This is a genomic window from Vibrio sp. 10N.261.55.F4, assembly GCF_041470465.1.
GTDB classification, from domain to species: domain Bacteria; phylum Pseudomonadota; class Gammaproteobacteria; order Enterobacterales; family Vibrionaceae; genus Vibrio; species Vibrio crassostreae_C.
In genome coordinates, this window is the sequence record NZ_JBFRMM010000039.1 from 1 (window position 1) to 18,920 (window position 18,920).

General features: G+C 43.8%; 17 protein-coding genes. 14 read left to right on the forward strand and 3 right to left on the reverse strand.

From position 1 onward, the window contains the following. Nucleotides 1-636 precede the first annotated feature (636 nt). From nirB to cobA, 4 genes are all read left to right on the forward strand, one after another. The gene (gene nirB, locus AB4249_RS17845) at nt 637-3,210 is read left to right on the forward strand and encodes a nitrite reductase large subunit NirB (protein WP_017062560.1); all 2,574 of its coding nucleotides are present in this window, start codon (nt 637-639) and stop codon (nt 3,208-3,210) included. Nucleotides 3,211-3,225: 15 nt separating this feature from the next. Beyond that, complete coding sequence (nirD, locus tag AB4249_RS17850) at nt 3,226-3,549, forward strand: nitrite reductase small subunit NirD (RefSeq protein WP_017062559.1); 324 nt, start codon at nt 3,226-3,228, stop codon at nt 3,547-3,549. Nucleotides 3,550-3,672: 123 nt separating this feature from the next. After that, nucleotides 3,673-4,488, forward strand: a complete 816-nt coding sequence (locus tag AB4249_RS17855; protein WP_017062558.1) for a formate/nitrite transporter family protein — start codon at nt 3,673-3,675, stop codon at nt 4,486-4,488. Between the two features lie 328 nt (nt 4,489-4,816). Then, entirely contained in the window at nt 4,817-5,593 is a 777-nt protein-coding gene (cobA, locus tag AB4249_RS17860) for a uroporphyrinogen-III C-methyltransferase (protein ID WP_017066845.1), read from the forward strand. A 51-nt stretch (nt 5,594-5,644) separates the two neighbouring features. Here the strand turns inward: cobA and AB4249_RS17865 are convergent, their stop codons facing one another. Further along, a complete protein-coding gene (locus tag AB4249_RS17865) occupies nt 5,645-6,142 on the reverse strand; it encodes a DUF4174 domain-containing protein (RefSeq protein ID WP_050546503.1) in 498 nt (165 codons plus the stop codon). Between the two features lie 323 nt (nt 6,143-6,465). Between AB4249_RS17865 and AB4249_RS17870 the strand changes: the two genes are divergently transcribed. The 3 genes from AB4249_RS17870 (at nt 6,466) to AB4249_RS17880 (ending at nt 9,067) form a co-directional block, all read left to right on the forward strand. Then, complete coding sequence (locus AB4249_RS17870) at nt 6,466-6,939, forward strand: NYN domain-containing protein (protein WP_010429860.1); 474 nt, start codon at nt 6,466-6,468, stop codon at nt 6,937-6,939. Nucleotides 6,940-7,019: 80 nt separating this feature from the next. After that, the gene (locus AB4249_RS17875) at nt 7,020-7,685 is read left to right on the forward strand and encodes a response regulator transcription factor (protein ID WP_017062555.1); all 666 of its coding nucleotides are present in this window, start codon (nt 7,020-7,022) and stop codon (nt 7,683-7,685) included. Next, nucleotides 7,682-9,067, forward strand: coding sequence for a sensor histidine kinase (locus AB4249_RS17880; protein ID WP_017064547.1), 1,386 nt, complete (start codon nt 7,682-7,684; stop codon nt 9,065-9,067). The genes AB4249_RS17875 and AB4249_RS17880 overlap by 4 nt, the downstream gene beginning before the upstream one ends. 184 nt (nt 9,068-9,251) lie before the next feature. Here AB4249_RS17880 and AB4249_RS17885 read toward each other — a convergent pair whose 3' ends face one another. Further along, complete coding sequence (locus AB4249_RS17885) at nt 9,252-10,556, reverse strand: dicarboxylate/amino acid:cation symporter (RefSeq protein WP_017062553.1); 1,305 nt, start codon at nt 10,554-10,556, stop codon at nt 9,252-9,254. 559 nt (nt 10,557-11,115) lie between these two features. Between AB4249_RS17885 and AB4249_RS17890 the strand changes: the two genes are divergently transcribed. The 7 genes from AB4249_RS17890 (at nt 11,116) to AB4249_RS17920 (ending at nt 18,334) form a co-directional block, all read left to right on the forward strand. Beyond that, nucleotides 11,116-13,221 (forward strand): TonB-dependent siderophore receptor, encoded by a 2,106-nt coding sequence (locus AB4249_RS17890; protein ID WP_372104187.1) that lies wholly within the window; start codon nt 11,116-11,118, stop codon nt 13,219-13,221. A 193-nt stretch (nt 13,222-13,414) separates the two neighbouring features. Then, nucleotides 13,415-14,182 (forward strand): DUF3450 domain-containing protein, encoded by a 768-nt coding sequence (locus AB4249_RS17895; protein ID WP_372104190.1) that lies wholly within the window; start codon nt 13,415-13,417, stop codon nt 14,180-14,182. Then, on the forward strand, nt 14,182-15,558 hold the full coding sequence (locus AB4249_RS17900; RefSeq protein ID WP_372104193.1) for a MotA/TolQ/ExbB proton channel family protein: 1,377 nt from the start codon (nt 14,182-14,184) through the stop codon (nt 15,556-15,558). Before AB4249_RS17895 ends, AB4249_RS17900 begins: the two co-directional genes overlap by 1 nt. Further along, nucleotides 15,558-16,118: a MotA/TolQ/ExbB proton channel family protein gene (locus AB4249_RS17905; RefSeq protein ID WP_372104196.1), complete on the forward strand. Its 561-nt coding sequence runs from the start codon at nt 15,558-15,560 to the stop codon at nt 16,116-16,118. The genes AB4249_RS17900 and AB4249_RS17905 overlap by 1 nt, the downstream gene beginning before the upstream one ends. After that, on the forward strand, nt 16,115-16,519 hold the full coding sequence (locus AB4249_RS17910) for a biopolymer transporter ExbD (RefSeq protein ID WP_004739212.1): 405 nt from the start codon (nt 16,115-16,117) through the stop codon (nt 16,517-16,519). Before AB4249_RS17905 ends, AB4249_RS17910 begins: the two co-directional genes overlap by 4 nt. 19 nt (nt 16,520-16,538) lie before the next feature. Further along, nucleotides 16,539-17,159: an energy transducer TonB gene (locus tag AB4249_RS17915; protein WP_017067523.1), complete on the forward strand. Its 621-nt coding sequence runs from the start codon at nt 16,539-16,541 to the stop codon at nt 17,157-17,159. Further along, nucleotides 17,156-18,334: a tetratricopeptide repeat protein gene (locus tag AB4249_RS17920; RefSeq protein ID WP_372104198.1), complete on the forward strand. Its 1,179-nt coding sequence runs from the start codon at nt 17,156-17,158 to the stop codon at nt 18,332-18,334. Before AB4249_RS17915 ends, AB4249_RS17920 begins: the two co-directional genes overlap by 4 nt. Before the next feature lie 130 nt (nt 18,335-18,464). On the opposite strand, the gene AB4249_RS17925 is transcribed toward AB4249_RS17920, so the two are convergent. Beyond that, on the reverse strand, nt 18,465-18,785 hold the full coding sequence (locus tag AB4249_RS17925) for a hypothetical protein (RefSeq protein WP_017062547.1): 321 nt from the start codon (nt 18,783-18,785) through the stop codon (nt 18,465-18,467). Between the last annotated feature and the right edge of the window lie 135 nt (nt 18,786-18,920).

Consider the following 18,920-nt stretch of genomic DNA (forward strand, 5'->3'; position numbering starts at 1 on the left):
GACTCCGGGAGGCGCCTCCACTATTCAAAGTTGAAAGGCCAGCAGAAATGCTGGCCTTTTTGCTATCTGAAATTCTAAACCCTCATGCTATGTTCAAACTTCCACGTATGCTCTCTAATCAGTAGCACCACTAGGAACAAGCTATATCAGATCACTTTTGTGCCGGTCTTTTCCTTATGTAAACCTATCATTTGCTAAACAACCAACAGCATCTGTTAACCAATTGCGCCGTTTGTGAGTGGAATGAGTGGGGAATGGAAAAGGGCGACTGTCTTTTGCGTCATTAAATTCTTCATATTTATACATAGTTGCTCATGATCCTGTAACGCTTTCATGAGTTATTACACTTATTATGACCGCAAATGAAAGTGATTGTCATTTACTTGTGTTACTGCTAACCTATTGTGAAACTTTACAACATCTTATTTACTGCACGAAAGTGTATATAAAACCCCGCTAAACCTTATTAAACCTACGGTTATTCGTTTGCTTCGTATGATAAATCAGCAGATCTACCTCTTTTGTCCTACCCCTTTAGGGTAGTTCGATTTCGTAATTGATTTACATCATATTTTCATTTTCTTTCATAATTCATTATTCGCTCAGTTAAGAAATATATAACCTTCAGGAATTCTTATGAGCAAGATGAAGCTAGTCGTAATCGGTAACGGGATGGTCGGCCATCGCTATATCGAAGATTTAGTCGAGAAGACAGACGTTGCTAACATGGACATCACAGTCTTCTGTGAAGAGCCTCGCGTAGCCTATGATCGTGTACACCTTTCTTCTTACTTTTCACACCATACTGCGGACGAACTTTCTTTAGTTAAAGAAGGCTTCTACGAGAAACACGGCATCAACATGCTGATCGGTGAGCGTGCTATTAACGTTAACCGTGAAAAGAAAACAGTTTACTCAAGTACTGGTCGTGAAATTCAATACGACAAGCTAATCCTTGCTACAGGTTCATACCCATTCGTTCCGCCAATCAAAGGTAACGAAGGTAAAGACTGTTTCGTTTACCGCACAATCGAAGACTTGAAAGCTATCGAAGCAACCGCTAAGAATTCTAAATCTGGTGTGGTTGTTGGTGGTGGTTTGCTTGGTCTTGAAGCTGCAGGCGCACTAAAAGCTCTTGGTGTAACCACGCACGTTGTTGAGTTTGCTCCAAAGCTAATGGCTGAGCAGCTTGACCAAGCGGGTGGTAACCAACTTCGTCAAAAAATCGAACGTATGGGCGTTAACGTACATACAAGTAAGAACACGCTTGAGATTGCTCCTGAAGGCACTGAAGCTCGTAACGTAATGCGCTTTGCAGACGGTACAGAGCTAGAAACTGATTTCATCGTATTCTCTGCTGGTATTCGCCCACAAGACAAACTTGCTCGTCAAATGGGGCTGGGTATTGCACCACGTGGCGGTATCGAGATTAATGATCACTGTCAAACGACAGACAAAGACATCTACGCAATCGGTGAGTGTGCGTCTTGGAACCAAACGTTCTACGGCCTAGTGGCTCCTGGTTACAAAATGGCAACGGTAGCGGTTGACCACGTTGTTGGTAACGAAAGCACATTTGAAGGTGCTGACATGTCTGCGAAGCTTAAGCTTTTGGGCGTGAAAGTAGGCTCTATCGGCGATGCGAACGGTCGTACTCCTGGCTGTAAGAGCTACGTTTACCAAAACGAAGAACAAGAAGTTTACAAGCGTCTAATCGTTTCTGAAGACAACAAGAAGCTGCTTGGTGCAGTAATGGTTGGTGACACGTCTGACTACGGTGATCTTCTACAGCTTATGCTGAACGAAATCGACCTACCAGAACACCCAGATGCATTGATTCTTCCTGCTCATGCTGGTGCTGAAAAGCCAACACTTGGCGCGGATTCTCTTCCTGAGTCTGCTGTTATCTGTTCTTGTTTCGATGTGACTAAAGGCAAGATCGCTCAAGCGGTTGCTGAAGGTCACCACACAATCGGTGATATCAAAGCAGTAACAGGCGCAGGTACTGGTTGTGGTGGTTGTATTCCACTAGTGACTTCAGTACTAAACGCTGAACTTGCTAAAGCTGGTGTTGAAGTGAAGAACGACGTGTGTGAGCACTTTGCATACTCTCGCCAAGAGCTTTTCCACCTAATTCGCATCGAAGAAATCAAAACGTTCGATGAGCTATTAGAGAAATACGGTAAAGGCTACGGCTGTGAAGTATGTAAGCCTCTAGCAGGTTCTATCCTTGCTTCTTGCTGGGGTGAACACATCCTTAAGCCTGAATTAGTGAAGCTGCACGATACCAACGACAACTTCCTAGGTAACATGCAAAAAGACGGTACTTACTCTGTAATCCCCCGTATGGCGGGTGGTGAAGTAACACCTCAAGCACTAAGCGTTCTTGCTGATGTTGCTGCTGAATACAACTTGTACACCAAGATCACAGGTGCACAACGTATCGGCCTATTTGGTGCTCAGAAAGATGACTTACCAGCAATCTGGAAGAAGTTAATCGCTGCAGGTTACGAAACGGGTCAAGCTTACGCAAAAGCACTTCGTATGGCGAAAACATGTGTAGGTTCTACTTGGTGTCGCTACGGCGTTCAAGATTCAGTTGGCCTAGGCGTGATGATCGAGAACCGTTACAAAGGCATCCGTACTCCTCATAAGATGAAGTTTGGTGTGTCTGGCTGTACTCGTGAGTGTGCTGAAGCTCAAGGTAAAGATTTAGGTATTATTGCGACTGACGCAGGTTGGAACATGTATGTATGTGGTAACGGTGGTATGAAGCCTCGCCACGCAGACTTACTGGCAAGCGACCTAGACCAAGAAACGCTAATCAAGTACATCGACCGTTTCATGATGTTCTACATCCGCACGGCTGCGCCATTACAACGTACTTCGGTATGGATGGACAACCTAGAAGGTGGTGTTGATTACCTACGTGAAGTGATTGTAGACAACAAGCTTGGTATCAATGACCAACTTGAAACTGACATTGCTGGCCTAGTTGATAACTTCGCTTGTGAATGGACAGATACAATCAACGACGAAGCTCAACTTAAGCGCTTTGCACACTTCATCAATGCTGATGACCGCGATGATAACGTTGTGTTTGTTGAAGATGGTCGTGAACAACACCGTCCTGCGACATTCACTGAGAAACACCCTGAAGCCATTACTTCAAAGCATCAGGGCGACATCATTCACGTAGAATCTGTTTAATTGGGAGACGACATCATGGCATTTACCAAAGTTTGTAAGATCGAAGACATTATCCCAGGTACAGGTGTTTGTGCGTTGGTTAGTGGTGAGCAAGTGGCTATCTTCCGCCCAACTGAGGCTGAAGAAGTATTCGCGATTAGCAACACAGACCCATACTTCCAATCTAACGTGCTATCACGTGGTTTGATTGTTGAGCACAAAGAAGAGCTTTGGGTAGCAAGCCCACTTAAGAAGCAACGCTTTAACCTAGCAACAGGTGTGTGCATGGAAGACGAGAACTTCAACGTGAAAGCGTACAAAGCTCGTGTTGCCAAAGGCGCTGTAGAAATCTCTGCTTAATCTTCGGATGAGTAAGATTTGATAGTTCAAGGGTTCTAGTTCTCGATATTGCCTTAACTCGGCAACTAGAGCCTTTTCCTATCCAATTTTAACTTTTAATTTAAACTTTTTAAGGACAACCTTATGTCTCCTGATTACAAACCAGCTGAATTCGTTCAAACGATGATTGATGTGGGTGAAGCGAAAACGAAAACAAGTACTCGCGATCTTCTGATTCGAAGCACTATGGCTGGTATCATCCTTTCTCTAGCGGTTGTTGTTGCTATTACAGCAATGGTTCAAACCGGTATTGGCCTTGTTGGCGCACTTGTGTTCCCAGTTGGCTTCGTCATTCTAAGTGTAATGGGTTATGACCTAGTAACTGGCGTATTCGGCCTTGCACCTTTAGCGAAATTCGACAACCGCCCAGGTATTACTTGGGGTCGTATCCTACGTTGTTGGGGTATTGTTGGTCTTGGTAACCTTATCGGTTCTTTGATTGTTGCTTTCCTTGTTGCAGTATCACTAACGGGTAACTTCTCTTTAGAACCAAACGCTGTTGCTCAAAAGTTCATTGCTGTTTCTACAGGTCGTAGCCTAGGTTTTGAAAACATGGGTATGGACGGATGGATCACGTGTTTCGTACGCGGTATCTTCTGTAACCTTATGGTATGTCTAGGTGTGATTGGCAACATGACTGCACGCACAGTATCTGGCCGTGTAGCAATGATGTGGTTCCCAATCTTCATCTTCTTCGCACTCGTATTTGAGCACACAGTAGTAAACATGTTCCTATTCCCACTGGGTATGATTCTTGGCGCTGACTTCGGTATTGCGACATGGTTGAACTTCAACCTTATCCCAACAATCCTAGGTAACATCGTTGGTGGTCTATTAATGACGTGTGTTCCTCTATACCTAACTCATGCTAAAACAGCTCCTTCTCTAGGCGCTAAGTAATTAGATAGTTCTAGGTTAATGAGCAACTAATAATGTGTGTTAAGCCCCAAGCTGTTGATTTGGGGCTTTTTTGATCTTAACACTCTCTACTTTGATAACCGTGCACCTAAGGCGAGCAATGTGTGCTTGATGATGGTGCAAATGTCAGGGTTTTCCAACGTAATAGATTGTTTTGTTATATAAACTTCTATCTTGATTAGAATTAATCGTAAAGTTTTATGGCAACAACTGATAGTCTAAGAAGTAGGGATATTGGTGATTCATACAACGATGAATCGTCATACAGAATTAAGCTTGAAATATAACAAGCTAACTTTCGGAGCAAAGCATGTCAGAAGTATCGCCATCGAATGTTAAAACAGGAAACACAGGATTTGTTTCATTAGTAGGTGCAGGTCCGGGCGACCCAGACTTACTTACGTTAAAAGCGGCACGAGTGATTCAACAAGCAGACGTGTTGGTTTATGACCGTTTGGTATCAAAAGATATTTTGGCGATGGCTAATCCAGAAGCGGAAATGTTGTATGTGGGCAAAAAGCTTGATCATCACTGTGTACCGCAAGATCAGATCAACCAACTATTAGTGACCAAAGCGCAAGAGAACAAGCACGTAGTACGCCTAAAAGGTGGTGACTCGTTTATCTTTGGCCGTGGTGGTGAAGAGTGTGAAACGCTAGCTGAGAATGACGTGAGATTTGAAGTGATTCCGGGCATCACAGCTGCTGCCGGAGCAACGGCTTATGCGGGCATTCCGTTGACGCACCGTGATCATGCACAAAGCGTGCAGTTTATTACAGGTCACTTGAAGAAAGATGGCGAAGATATTGACTGGCAATCTCTTGCTCAGCACAACCATACCATCGTGTTTTACATGGGCTTGAAAGAGAGTCCGAACATTCAGAAGAATCTACTCGATAATGGTATGCGAGCTGACATGCCAGTTGCGATCATCGAAAACGGTACACGCCAAGAACAAAAGGTGTTTAGAGGTGGGTTACGTGATTTAGCTGACCTTGCGAGCGTCGCAAAGAGCCCAGCGCTGATTGTTGTAGGCAGCGTGGCTCAGCTCCATGAAAAACTTGCTTGGTTTAACAAACAAGCTTGATCGTTTGACCTTCTAATTGGATCTCTAAGCCACTACTGAGTCCATCAAGAATCAAATACTGCAGCGGCTGCCTTGTCGCTGCATTTCTTGTTGGCGCATCGGCATTTCGTCAATGATATTGGTGATCTGTTTCCAATCTGTTTTGCCACTCCATCGGTGCTTCTCTTTCCCGTCTTTACCAATCAAAACAGCGGTATGTGATCCTTTCGGGATCTCGTAAATACTGGTGACTGCTTCTAAGTTAAACTCTTCTTCTAACCAAGTTGGGACTGTGTAACCACTCTCAGCAATAACCATAATGACGACATCTCGTTCGTCCAATTGACAGTTATTGAGCAACACTTCATTCAGAAACTCTTTAACGATTGAATCTTCCTTTGGAGCGAAATAAATCACACTGCGGTGTGGCAAAGGCTTTGAGTGAGAATAAGCGGGGTAGGCGAGTACTGAATTGATGGTTAAGCTCATGATTATTACCGTGCTGATGGTCAGTAGTTTAAGCAAACTAAACCAGCTACCAGAGTTTGATGGTTGATTTAAAGTTTGCATCGCTTTGGTTGTGTCGATGCTTACGATCGAATTGTGTGTTTGTCGGTGCAGCATTGCCAACCTCCCTTTAAAAACTCTAAGCCTGAGTACGATTTGAACGCTACGTAAAGAAGAAGGTGAAGATCAGAACCACCTAAGAAACGCTCAAAACAAATCCACTTACAATAAGCATAGTTAGGATTACGTAAAGACACTTAGCTTTACGCTAAAGATATTAGATTTACGTTAACGATAGCTGGCAGGTTCATTTTTATTGAGTAAAGCGACTCGCATTTTACAATTGAATAGAATAGGGTATACGGAAAATCTAAAGGTATGAATTTATGGAAAACATAGCAATTTTGGTCGACGTTCAGAACGTTTACTACACGACGCGCGACAAATACCGTTCTAACTTCGACTATAACCAGTTTTGGTATGTTGCCACGGAAGGGCGTAACGTTATTGCAGCTAATGCTTACGCAATCTCAAGCCAAGATCCAAAGCAGCGTCAATTTCATCATATCCTTCGTGGTGTGGGCTTCAATGTGAAGTTAAAGCCGTTTATTCAGCGTCGAGATGGCAGTGCAAAAGGCGATTGGGATGTGGGTATTGCGTTAGACGCGATAGAACTTGCTGAGACGGTTGATACGATTGTTTTGGTATCAGGAGACGGTGATTTCGAAATCCTTGTAGAGCGAATCAAAGAGCGCTTTGGCAAGCCTGTTGAAGTGTATGGTGTTCCGGGGTTAACTGCTCAAAATCTTATCGATTCTGCCTCAAAATTTGTACCGATTGAAAAAGATTTTCTTCTATAGAGGAAATCGGGCACTTTATAATTGAAATCAATAATAACGATAATTAGAATGCAAACAGTTCTTATTTATCGGTGTGTGTAATGTCTCGCGTTTTAGTTGTTGATGATGATATTCAGTTGTGTGAATTACTGGGTGAAGTTTTAGAAAATGAGGGGTATCACGTTGATACTGTTCATTGCGGTGAATCCGCGCTTGAGTTTATTCAATCTCACCCTGTCGATTTGGTTCTACTCGATGTAATGCTTCCAAACCTAAGCGGTATTCAAGTGGCAAGACGCATTTGTCAGCGTTTTGCTACTCCCATTCTTATGTTGACCGCGCTTAATGACGACGCTTCAATGCTTGATGGCTACCAAGCGGGCGCCGACCAGTACATCGCCAAACCTTTCAATGTTCCTGAGCTCCTGACTCGTATAAAGGTGATTTTACGCCGAGTGGGCTTTGAGCGTCAGAGACAATCTTTAGCTTCCTCTAATCACGGCTTGTGTGAACAACTCTCTCGTTTGCCATTAACTGGCACTGAAAAAGACTTGCTTGATTATTTGGTCAAAAATGACGGTATTGTCGTCTCAAAGTCTGATCTGCAAATCCATGTACTCAAGAAAGAATTGTGTCCCTTCGATCGTAATTTAGATATGCATATCAGCAATATACGTAGAAAGCTCGTTCAGGCAGGTTTGTCTAAACAACATATAAAAACCGTTCGTGGTAAAGGTTACAGTTACCTAGAGTCGGTCGGAGCATGAGTAAAAAACTGCTGCGTTGCCCTGATTTTATTGCTAAGCGTAAAGACGGACTCACTTTCCAACTGTTCAGTTACCTGACCGTCATTTTGGTGAGTATTTTGATCCTGCAAGGTGTCGCTGAAAGAGCCTTGATGAAAGCGCTGCTTAAAGTCCCAGAATCGGTAAAAGCGGAAATGCTCGACCTTGCTTACCAAGCGAATGTGTTGATCGAAGAAGGGGACATGGATGAACTCGCGGACTGGGGTAATGCTCAGCAGTATTATCTGTTCGTCATTGATAAAGACAATCGTCCGATCACACATCGTCACATGCACCCACATTTTGAATTTAAGCTCAAATACTTAAGAACGTTAGATCACCAACTTAGTGATCGTGTGAGTAAGCCGATCTTCGGCCTACCACTGGATAACGGTAAAACACTGGTTATCCAACTACCGCACCAGTTTCATCCCGCAAAATCTTTTGCGCCATATTCCTATATGCTTAAAGCATTGATTGCATTGGTCGTATTGTCTCTGTTCTCGATTATCATGGCCAAAAGCCTTCAGCAACCGTTGGATAGATTGAGAGAAGCGAGCCGCAGACTGGCTCAAGGTGACTTCACGGTCAGTGTGGTGTCGGAGTTGAACTCCACCACGCGTGAATTCAACGAGCTTGCACACGATTTTGATTATATGACCTTTGAGATTAAATCTCTGGCTGAAAAGCAACGTTGTTTGATTCGTGATGTCTCACACGAGTTAAGAACACCATTAGCAAGGCAAAACCTCGCACTACACCTGCTGCGCAGCAAGGTTGATGATAAAAGCATTGGTTTGCTAGAACGAATGGAAAATGAAACAGAAGAGATGAATAAGCTGGTGGGTGAGATACTTGAATTTAGCCGCTTAGAAACCTCTCGCTATGACTCCAAGTTAAGTTTAATGCACCTTGAGCACTATTGTTCAATGTTGATCGCGCAGATGCAAAACGATTTAAAACCGAATCAAACTTTGATTGGTTCCCTAGAGACGCCGATATCAATGGTGAACGTTGATGAGAGGCTACTGCTTCGAGTCATTGGTAACTTGGTCGGGAATGCCATTAAATACGCGGGTGAGAACGCTCATGTGGTCGTGACGACATACGAACAGGTAATGGATAGACGTTACAGTGTAATATCTGTAGAAGATGACGGTGACGGTATTCCTGATAACAAGATTGCAGGTATATTCGACCCGTTTACTCGTATTGAATCAGCAAGAGACAAACGGTCTGGTGGCTACGGTCTGGGCCTTGCGATTGTTAAAGAAGCGATGGGTGTGATGAATGGACATGTAACTGCTGAGAATAGAGAAGGTGGGGGGCTGAGAGTGAACTTGATGTTCCCAATCGGTGATTAGCTTTCCCTATTGATAATTACCTTAAATTGATAACTGTCCCAACTCAGTAGTACTGACTTAAGCGATACCCAATAAAAACGCCACTGCATCTGCAGTGGCGTTTTTCTTTATGCGCTTTGGTATGGGCTAGGCGTAGCCATTAATTACGCCTGAGCTTGAAGACAAGAGCATAAGATAAGCGAGACTATGCCTGTTGGCGAGCTAGCTTAACTTCTTCTTCTTTCTCACCTGCTGCTGGGTCGTTGAAGCGAGACTCGTCTAGAGCGCCTTCAGACTTAGCAACGATGATAGATACGGCACTATCACCTGTGATGTTTACAGCGGTACGAATCATATCAAGAAGGCGGTCAACACCCATGATTAGAGCAATACCTTCAAGCGGCAGGCCAACTTGGTTCAATACCATAGCTAGCATAACAAGACCAACACCAGGGACACCTGCAGTACCAACAGACGCCAGTGTCGCCGTTAGGATAACCATTAGGTAATCACCCATTGAAAGGTCGATGTTGTACGCTTGCGCGATAAACGCCGTCGCAACACCTTGCATGATTGCAGTGCCGTCCATGTTCACAGTTGCGCCTAGTGGTACTGTGAAAGAAGCGACTTTGTTGTCTACGCCCATACGGTTCTTAGCCGTTTCCATAGTTACTGGAATTGTTGCGTTCGAAGATGCTGTTGAGAATGCAAACATGATTGCATCTTCCATCTTACGTAGGAACGTAATCGGACTAAGACCTGTGAATCCTTTAAGCATCGCACTGTAAGTCACCAAGCCATGCAACAGCAGGGTACCAGCAAGCACTAAGAAGTATTCTGCTAGGTTCCAAATTGCACCTAAGCCAAGGCCAGAGAACAGTTTCGCCATCAAGAAGAATACGCCGTAAGGAGCAAGGTTCATTAGTAGCGCAACTAGCTTCATGATCACTTCGTTTAGATCAGAGAAAACTGCAGCGATACGTTCACCGGGTTTGCCCGCTGCACTGATTGCGATACCAAACAACACTGCAAATACGATAACTTGTAACGTTTTGCCCTCAGCCATCGCCTGAATAGGGTTGGTTGGGAACATGTCGATGATTACTTGGCCCAGAGAAGGGGCATCCGCTGATTTGAAAGAGCTCGCAGCAGTAAGATCCGCACCAGCTCCAGGTTGGAACAGGTTACCGATAGTTAATGCTAGAGTGATGGCAACGGCAGTAGTACCGATATAAAGTGCAAGCGTTTTGCCACCCATACGGCCAAGAGTTGATAAGTCTTTAAGAGAACTTGTACCGCACACTAGTGAAACGAAGACTAGAGGCACAACAAGCATTTTTAAACTGGCGACAAAGATTTGTCCGCCCACTTCAAAGAGTCCGTTAACGATGTAGTTGTTAACAAATCCGTTGTCTGCAAAAAGGGATTGAATGGCGAATCCCGTTAATATACCTACGACCATACCGAGGATTACTCGACCAGTCAGAGACATAGGTTTCTTGGTATTCATTTAGAACACTCCTTATTATTTATAACTTTGATACCTTTTCAAAGTGAGCAGGAGATTAGCAGTCGGATAATCAATTCGAAAAACAAAAAATGAGTTTGGAATTATAGATGTGATCAAAATCACTGATAATTGTGTAAATTAAACAAATAAAAATAAAATAATTCACTATTAATTTACATCTATCGAGGGTTTTATACATAAATTTGTCGTTTCAAAGGTAGTAAATAAGAAGAGATGATTTTCTTATCAATCTTCACGTCTTCAATTGACTGAACAAATACCGTTGTTTCAAAAAATTCGGTGAAGATAACCAGTCGATTTACGTCCATGAGCCTTAACTATTTGTATTGAATGGTTTTGTTGAACTCCTCAAATATGACTCACCGACAGGCCTTTACAAAACTTTACGAATGCAAAGAATGTAAATTTAATGCAAATGGTAATAGTTATCACTTATATTCACTCCCGAAATAATTCAGTGGTACCGGCAACGGTTCAGCGAACACATCGAATAAATAACAAAGTGTTCGTCTAAAAGAATAAAAGCGGAGTAAAGGACATGTTTTCAAAGAGCCCATTGGCTTTAGTGATCGGCGCAGTATTAGCTTCACCAGCAGTATTGGCAGAAACAGTAAAAACAGTAAAAACAGACGAGCATATGGTTGTTGAAGGTCGTGACTACGGTTATAAAGCCGACACGAACACAACAGCAATGCGCATGGAGGCGACTCAATTAGAGACTCCGGGACAAGTTTTAGTAATCGATGAGCAAATCATCGATGAACAGCGTGCAACAACGCTTGGTGACGTGCTTAAGAATGACGCGAGTGTAAGTGCTGGCGGTACAAGCCGTAACCGTGAACGTTTCTCTCTACGTGGTTTCTCGGTAGAAAGCTCTTCGGGCTTCCTTAAAAATGGCCAGCAACATTGGTCTCACTACCGTCAACCAATCGAACTGCTAGAGCGTGTTGAAGTACTAAAAGGACCTTCTGGTCTTCTTTACGGTATTTCTGCACCAGGTGGTTTGATCAACATGGTAAGCAAAAAGCCAACTTACGATACGCAAGTAAGTGTTAGCCAAGATATTGGTTCTAATGACCATTCTCGTACAACGGTAGACGTAAGTGGCGCTTTGAACGACGCTGAAACTCTACGTGGTCGCGCGATTCTATCTAAAGAAAGCTACGGCTCTTGGAGAACTTATGGTGACGGAACTGAACCACAAACAGAACGTTTTGTTGGTGGTGTATTCGTTGATTACGATGTAACTGAAGACGTAATGGTTTCTGTTCACTACGATAAGACCAACGACGAAGGCAGCGTAGATTCTGGTGCACTATACACACTAGACGGCAACCGAGTGGGTAGCGACAAGCATATCTGGGATGCGCAGTGGTCACAGATTGAAAACGATGTTGAGAACGTTGGTTTTGATATTGCTGCTAACCTGACTGATACATGGTCATTAAAAACAGGTTTCAACTACCAAGATTTCGAACGTATTGATATGGAAAGCTACCCAAGCTTTTCAAATATGAATCCTGATGGTACGGGCACCGTGACTCAAGGCGGTAACTACCGTCATGATAAATGGCGTTTCAGAACGGCTTACGTAGATCTAACGACAACCGCCGATCTTGCGGGCACAGAACACCAATTACTATTCGGTGCTAACTGGTTAGGTTACAGCTACTACCGTGGTATGGATCGCTTCAGCAGCGCTGAATACGTACCAGATGCAACAGTACCAGCGCCGTCAGTGGGTCCAACATCGCTAGGTAAGATGAGTACTTACGATACTTGGGGCTTCTACATCCAAGATTTGATTACTATTAATGATGAATGGCAAGTTCTTGCGGGTGCTCGTTTCGACCGTAAAGTAAGTGATGGCGTAGCAGAAGAAAATGTAGCGCCTAAGCTTGGCCTGATTTACCACCCAGCATCAAACGGTAGTATCTACGCTTCTTACTCTGAAAGTTTCGAACCACAAGGTGTTGTGTCTAGCGGAAGCCGCAACTACACCAACGATGGCGAACTTCTTGACGCAGCAACGGGCGTGTCTTACGAAGTCGGTACTAAGTGGGAACTGATGGACGAACGTCTATCCGTTTCTGGTGCGGTATTCGATATTACCCAAGAAAACATTTCAATGGATGTAGAAGACACTTCATCAGGCGATTGGACGAAGACACAAGGTGGCGAACAAGTTCACCGTGGTGCTGAGCTAGCCGCACAAGGCTTTATTTCAGAGCGCTTCTCAATGTCTGGTTCTGCAATGTACTTAGATGCTGAAATCACGAACCATGAAACATATGAAGGTAACCGTCCAGTTGACGTACCTGAGTTTGCAGCAAGCGTTTGGTCTACCTATGCAGCAACAAACGAAGTTGATGTGAACCTGGGTCTTATCTACGAAGGTTCTCGTTACGGCGATAGCGCGAACACATTCAAGAAAGACGGCTACGCACGTGTAGATATGGGTGCTGCATACACGCTTAAGTACGACGATTCTCTTGATTTCGTAGCGCGTCTAACAGTCGAGAACGTATTTGATAAAGAATACCTAGCGGGTGGCGGTTCAACATCTTCAAACCACCAATTTGCTGAAGACGTAGTAATCGGCGAAGGCCGTAACTACATGGCGACTTTACAGGTAAAATACTAATTTGTTAGTAGGGTACTATTGTTAGCCTAAATACTAAGGGGAAAGTTTCGGCTTTCTCCTTTCGTGATTCTGCTATTCAGTAAAATATCCCTAGTAATGCGAGTGACTTTTAATGATAATGAGAGTGCTTATCAATAATAGTATTTATCAATAAAATGTATTTGACCTTCTTCTATAGTAAATGACTACAATTATGAATCTTTTAAAAACTAGCCTAGCGCTTGCCATCAGTTTGGTTGCAACGTCTTCTATGGCAAACAGCTTGGATCAAGCTCAATCAATTCAAAACAAGACCAATAACGCGTCGGCTTCGAGCCAAAAGGTTATTGATAAAAGCTCACAAGCGACTTTAATGCTGCAAGCTGAGATTGAGCGTCTGCAAGAAGAAGTTAAAAACCTAGAAATCTATCACGATCACCTTGCTGCATTAGTTGAGAGCCAAAACCAAGAAGCTCAAAGCATTGAAGAGCAGAACGAAGAAATCAAATACACACGCCAAGGTGTTGTGCCATTGATGTATCAAATGATCGATGGTCTTGAACAGTTGGTAGAGAAAGACGTGCCGATTAAGAAAGAACAGCGTCTAGAAAGAGTAGAAAAGCTACAAGCAATGATGACTCGTGCTGATGTGAGTGATGCTGAGAAATACCGCCGTATTTTAGAGGCATACCAAATTGAGATGGACTACGGCATCAAGCTAGGTGCTTATCAAGGTCGAGTAGTATTGAGTAGCGACAGAACGATTGAAGCTGACGTGTTGCACCTAGGTCGTATCTCTTTAGTTGCTCGCAACCTAAATGGCAGCCAATATTGGTCTTGGGATCAAACAAAAGGTCAATGGCAAGAGTTAGATTCTTCAATGAAGTCTGAACTAGATAAAGCTTACGACATTGCAAGCCAACAAGCGGCGCCAAGCCTAATTACTTTACCTGTTTCTTTAACTGTTGCGGAGGTTAAGTAATGAACTTAAAGCCATTAGCAGCATTGCTTTGCATTACATCACTTTCATTTTCAGCTTTCTCTGCATCAGATACGACGGCTCAGCTAGTTAATAAAGCAAAATCAGAGAGTCGAACTCAAGCTTCTCACAACGTAGTGCGTGAAGCTGATTTCAAAAAGACAGAACAAGAACTGAAAGCGATCAAAGCTCAGCTTGAAGCGAAGCGTACGTCTATCCAAGGTGCGACAGATGTTCTGACTCAAACGTTCAGTGATAACGAAAACAAGCTTGCTCGCTTAGAAGAGAAGCTGCGTTTAGAAACCGGTAGCTTAGGCGAGCTGTTCGGTGTCGTTCGTCAAAACGCAAAAGAACTCGGCGCAGAGCTTAGCTCAACCGTGAATAGTGTTGATCGTGCTGAACACACTGCAACTGTTGATCAAATCATTGATGCTAAATCACTGCCTTCAATGCCACAGCTGACCGGTTTGTGGATGAGCATGGTTGAACAGATCCAAGCGAGTTCTGAGCTTAGCAAATCTCAAATTGCATTCATTAATGGTGAAGGCAATACAAACAAGGTTGACGCTTACCGACTAGGTTCGATTGGTCTTGTGACAGAGCAAGGCTATGTTAGCTGGAACACTCAGCGTGAAGATGCGATCGCTTACCTTAAGCAACCACAAAATGGTCCAACGTTAGCGTCACTTTCTTCGTTAGCGAATGGTGAAGTATCTAACGTGGTTGTCGATCCTTCTCGCGGGTTTATGCTAGAGCAATTAGCACTTACGCCAAGTTTAACTGACCGTCTACAAGCGGGTGGTGTGGTTGGTAAAGTGATTCTTGGCCTACTAGCTATTGGTCTAATCATCGCATTAGTTCGTGGTGTCTCTCTTGCTATCGCACGCCAGAAAATTCGCGCGCAACTTAAGAACCCTGAGCAAGCGGGTGATAACCCACTAGGTCGTATTCTTGCGATGTACAACAAGGAACAAAACCAAACGGTTGAAGCGTTAGAGTTGCGACTTTTAGAAGCGGTAGTTGATGAGCAGACTCACCTAGAGAAAGGTCTATCGATGCTTAAGCTATTGGCGGCACTAGCACCAATGTTGGGCCTTTTAGGTACAGTAACCGGCATGATCGAAACATTCCAAGTGATCACTCAGTTTGGTAATGGCGACCCTAAAGTTATGGCGGGTGGTATCTCGATGGCGCTTGTAACTACGGTACTTGGTCTGGTTGCGGCAATGCCTCTTCTACTGGCACACAACATTCTTAGCACTCAAGCAGAAAACATTCGCAATATTCTTGAGAAGCAAGGTATTGGTCTTGTTGCTGAGCAGGCTGAAAAGACCGTTGAATCAAACGCTGTTGTTTCACCAGTTGGGACTGCTGCGTAATGGATATTTTGTCGGGTTCTCTATTACCAGCGAGTTGGTTAACGAGTGACTGGCTGCTGTCTTTATCAAGCTTTATGGAGCAGGGCGGTTTCGTCCTGTGGTGGCTAGCGGCTGTCATCCTAGTGTATTGGGTGCTTGTGGTAGAACGTGTGCTTTATCTTGCGTTCTACTTTCCTAAGCAACGCCAAGCTTGGATAGCGAAATGGCATGAAAGAGAAGATCACTCTTCTTGGCATGCCAAAGCCATTCGTGAAGGTTGGTTAGGGCAAGCGAGTATCTTGCTTAACCAAAACTTGAATTTTATTAAGCTGTTAGTCGCTATTTGCCCGATGTTGGGCTTGCTAGGCACTGTAACCGGTATGATCTCTGTTTTTGATGTTATGGCGACACAAGGCAGCAGTGACCCTAAATTGATGGCTTCAGGTATCTCGTTAGCAACACTGCCAACCATGGCAGGCATGGTTGCAGCGTTAGCGGGCATGTTCGTTCACGCTCGCTTAGCGAAAGTATGTAACCGCTTAGAATTGAAATTAGAAAAATCTTTAAGGAGTCAACGATGAGACTCGGTCGACGTCATTCTAAAAACGAAGAGGCTCAAATAGACCTTACTTCGATGCTTGATATTGTCTTTATCATGCTTATTTTCTTTATTGTGACCAGTTCATTTGTTCGTGAGTCAGGGGTGGAAGTCAATCGCCCACAAGCTTCTAACGTAGTAAGCCAAAAGGATGCAGGCATCTTTGTTGCGATTACTTCTGCAAACGACATTTTCATCGACAAGCGTGTCGTAGATGTTGAACGTGTCCAAGCGACGTTAGAGCACTTGTTGCTAGAACAACCTGATGCTTCTTTGGTTATTCAAGCGGATGAACACGCTTACAACGGTACTGTTGTTAAAGTGATGGATGCCGCGAAAGGTGCAGGTGTTAAAAACATTGCGCTTGCTGCTGATAAGCGATGATCTTGGAGGATCTTCATAAATGATTCGCCTATTTCTTGCTTTACCGCTAGCGGGCGCGTTGGGCTTAGCGCTGTTTTCTTTTATGGCTTGGATGGTCGATAATGGCCACCAACGTTCACCAGACGATAGCGAGACGTTAAGTTTCAACATGGTAATGGTGGAACAAGAACAAGAAGTTCAAAGAAGACAACGCGCAGTCCCTGAAAAACCAGAAATGCCAGAGCCGCCACCGGAAGCGCAAACGTCTCAGTCACAAGCTGAAGTTACGCCTCTGAATTCGATGTCTTCATTACCTTCTTTGGATTTGAATACATCCATTGACGGCCTAGCGATTAACGCGCCGACATTTTCTGATTTTGGGTCAAACCAACAAGCAATGCCTCTGTATCGAGTAGAACCTCGTTACCCACCTAAAGCGCTGAAGCGTGGCGCTGAAGGCCATGTGATAATGTCTTTTACCATCGACGAAACGGGACGCCCAATTGACATTCAAGTCACTGACGCAAACCCACGTCGTATGTTTGAACGTGAAGCGATGAGAGCACTTAAAAAATGGAAATATCAACCAAAAGTCGTCGATGGAAAAGCGATAGCTCAGGTTGGTCAAACCGTGAAACTAGAGTTTAAGTTGGCAAAATGATGAAACAGATATGGATATTAGTGGGCTTGTTGTTAATGCCCCTTACAACACAGGCACAAGAGCTAACCCAATATACTGCTATTCGTGTTCAAAAGGCGCATAAGCTTGCTCAAGATGAACAGGTTAAACAGGCCATTGACGTACTAGCAGGTTTAGAGCTTTCTAAGGGCTACGACAAAGCGTACGTAGCTCGTATGCTAGGTGTTTTTTACTGGCAAGATGGCAAAACCGATAAGGCGATTAAGCAGCTTACATACGCCGTCGATACCAATTTGCTGGTGGATGAACAAGCTTGGATAACGAAGCGTATGCTTGCGGATCTGTTATTAAACGATCAACAGTTCAAAAACGCGCTTCCACATTACTACGAGTTAGTAAAAACAGCGCCAGAGGCAGAAAAGAAAGACGTGCTTTGGATGCGAATTGCACAAGCGGAATACCAAATCGAAAACTGGTCAAAAGTACTGGTTGCTATTGGTAATCGCGACAAGTTCAATGCGAAATCAGAACTGTCGCCTCTTTCGCTAAAATTGGGTGCACAACTACAGTTAAAGCAATGGAAGCAATCTATTCCAACACTGGAAAGCCTGATTGAACTTCAGCCAGAAAAAGACAACTGGTGGCGTCAACTTGTGGGTATTCAGTTAAGACTAGAGCGTAACCGCGATGCATTGAACACACTAGCGTTGGCTGATCTTCAAGGGGTAGAGCTGAAAAACTCAGACCGCCGATTACTGGCTCAGCTTTATGCTAAACGTGGTATTCCAGAGCGTGCAGCACAAGAGATCGCTAAGTTAGATGATGCGAACAGCGATGTTCAACTCCTGGCTGAGCAAGCAACCTACTGGCAGTTAGCGAAAGAGTGGGACAGTGCTATTGAAGTATGGACGTTAGCGTCTAAAAAGGACACGCAATATCATTGGAATGTGGCTCAATTACTGGTTCAGCAAGGTTACTACGATCGTGCTCTGGTTGTTTTGGATAAAGTGAAAGACAAGAACAAGCAAGCTGATGTTGCTTTAGCGAAAGTACGTTCATGGTACAAGCTAAAGAATCTTGATAATGCTCTTGCTCAAGCGAAACGTGCGAACAACATTGAGCCTTCTTCTGAGGCAAAAGGTTGGATTAAATATCTGACTCAGCTAAGAACAGTGAGTGATAACGGCAACGTCTAACTGCGAATAGCACAACAGAAGACAAGAGAAAGTAATATAGAGAAAAGGGTGTCATTTGATGGTTCAAATGACACCCTTTTTAATTTTTGGCGGTTAAAGCTTTTTGAACTTTATCGTTCCAGTACGTCAGTTAAGGCTCGCACATCGTACCGCGGGACGTCGCACTTTGGATTACGCCACTGGTATCAGCAACCCAGTTAATAGTGCAATCACGATAAGGGTTTTTGAATGCGTGTACTGTATAACCATTGTCTAACGGTTTCTTGGTTTCAATCCAAGCATAGTTTCGAGACGCCCAAAAACTGATAGGGCGTGACCGTTCGGTGAGATAACGTTCTTGTACATCGGTTATGTCTGAACCGATGTATTCTTGAATATGTTCTTCCGTGCTGATTATTTGGCTGGTGCACGCCGTCACTAGCGCAGCAAAAGCCAAAACAAAAATACGCATTTCAAATCCTTTTAAGCTTCATTAGCTATCATCAAACCAGTGATCAAATAGTCCCAACTTTCTATCCTTCAAGCTACGACTGTTACCTTAAACCCATCTCAATCAAGCATGTTGAGATTGAGCTTTTTTGAGCTT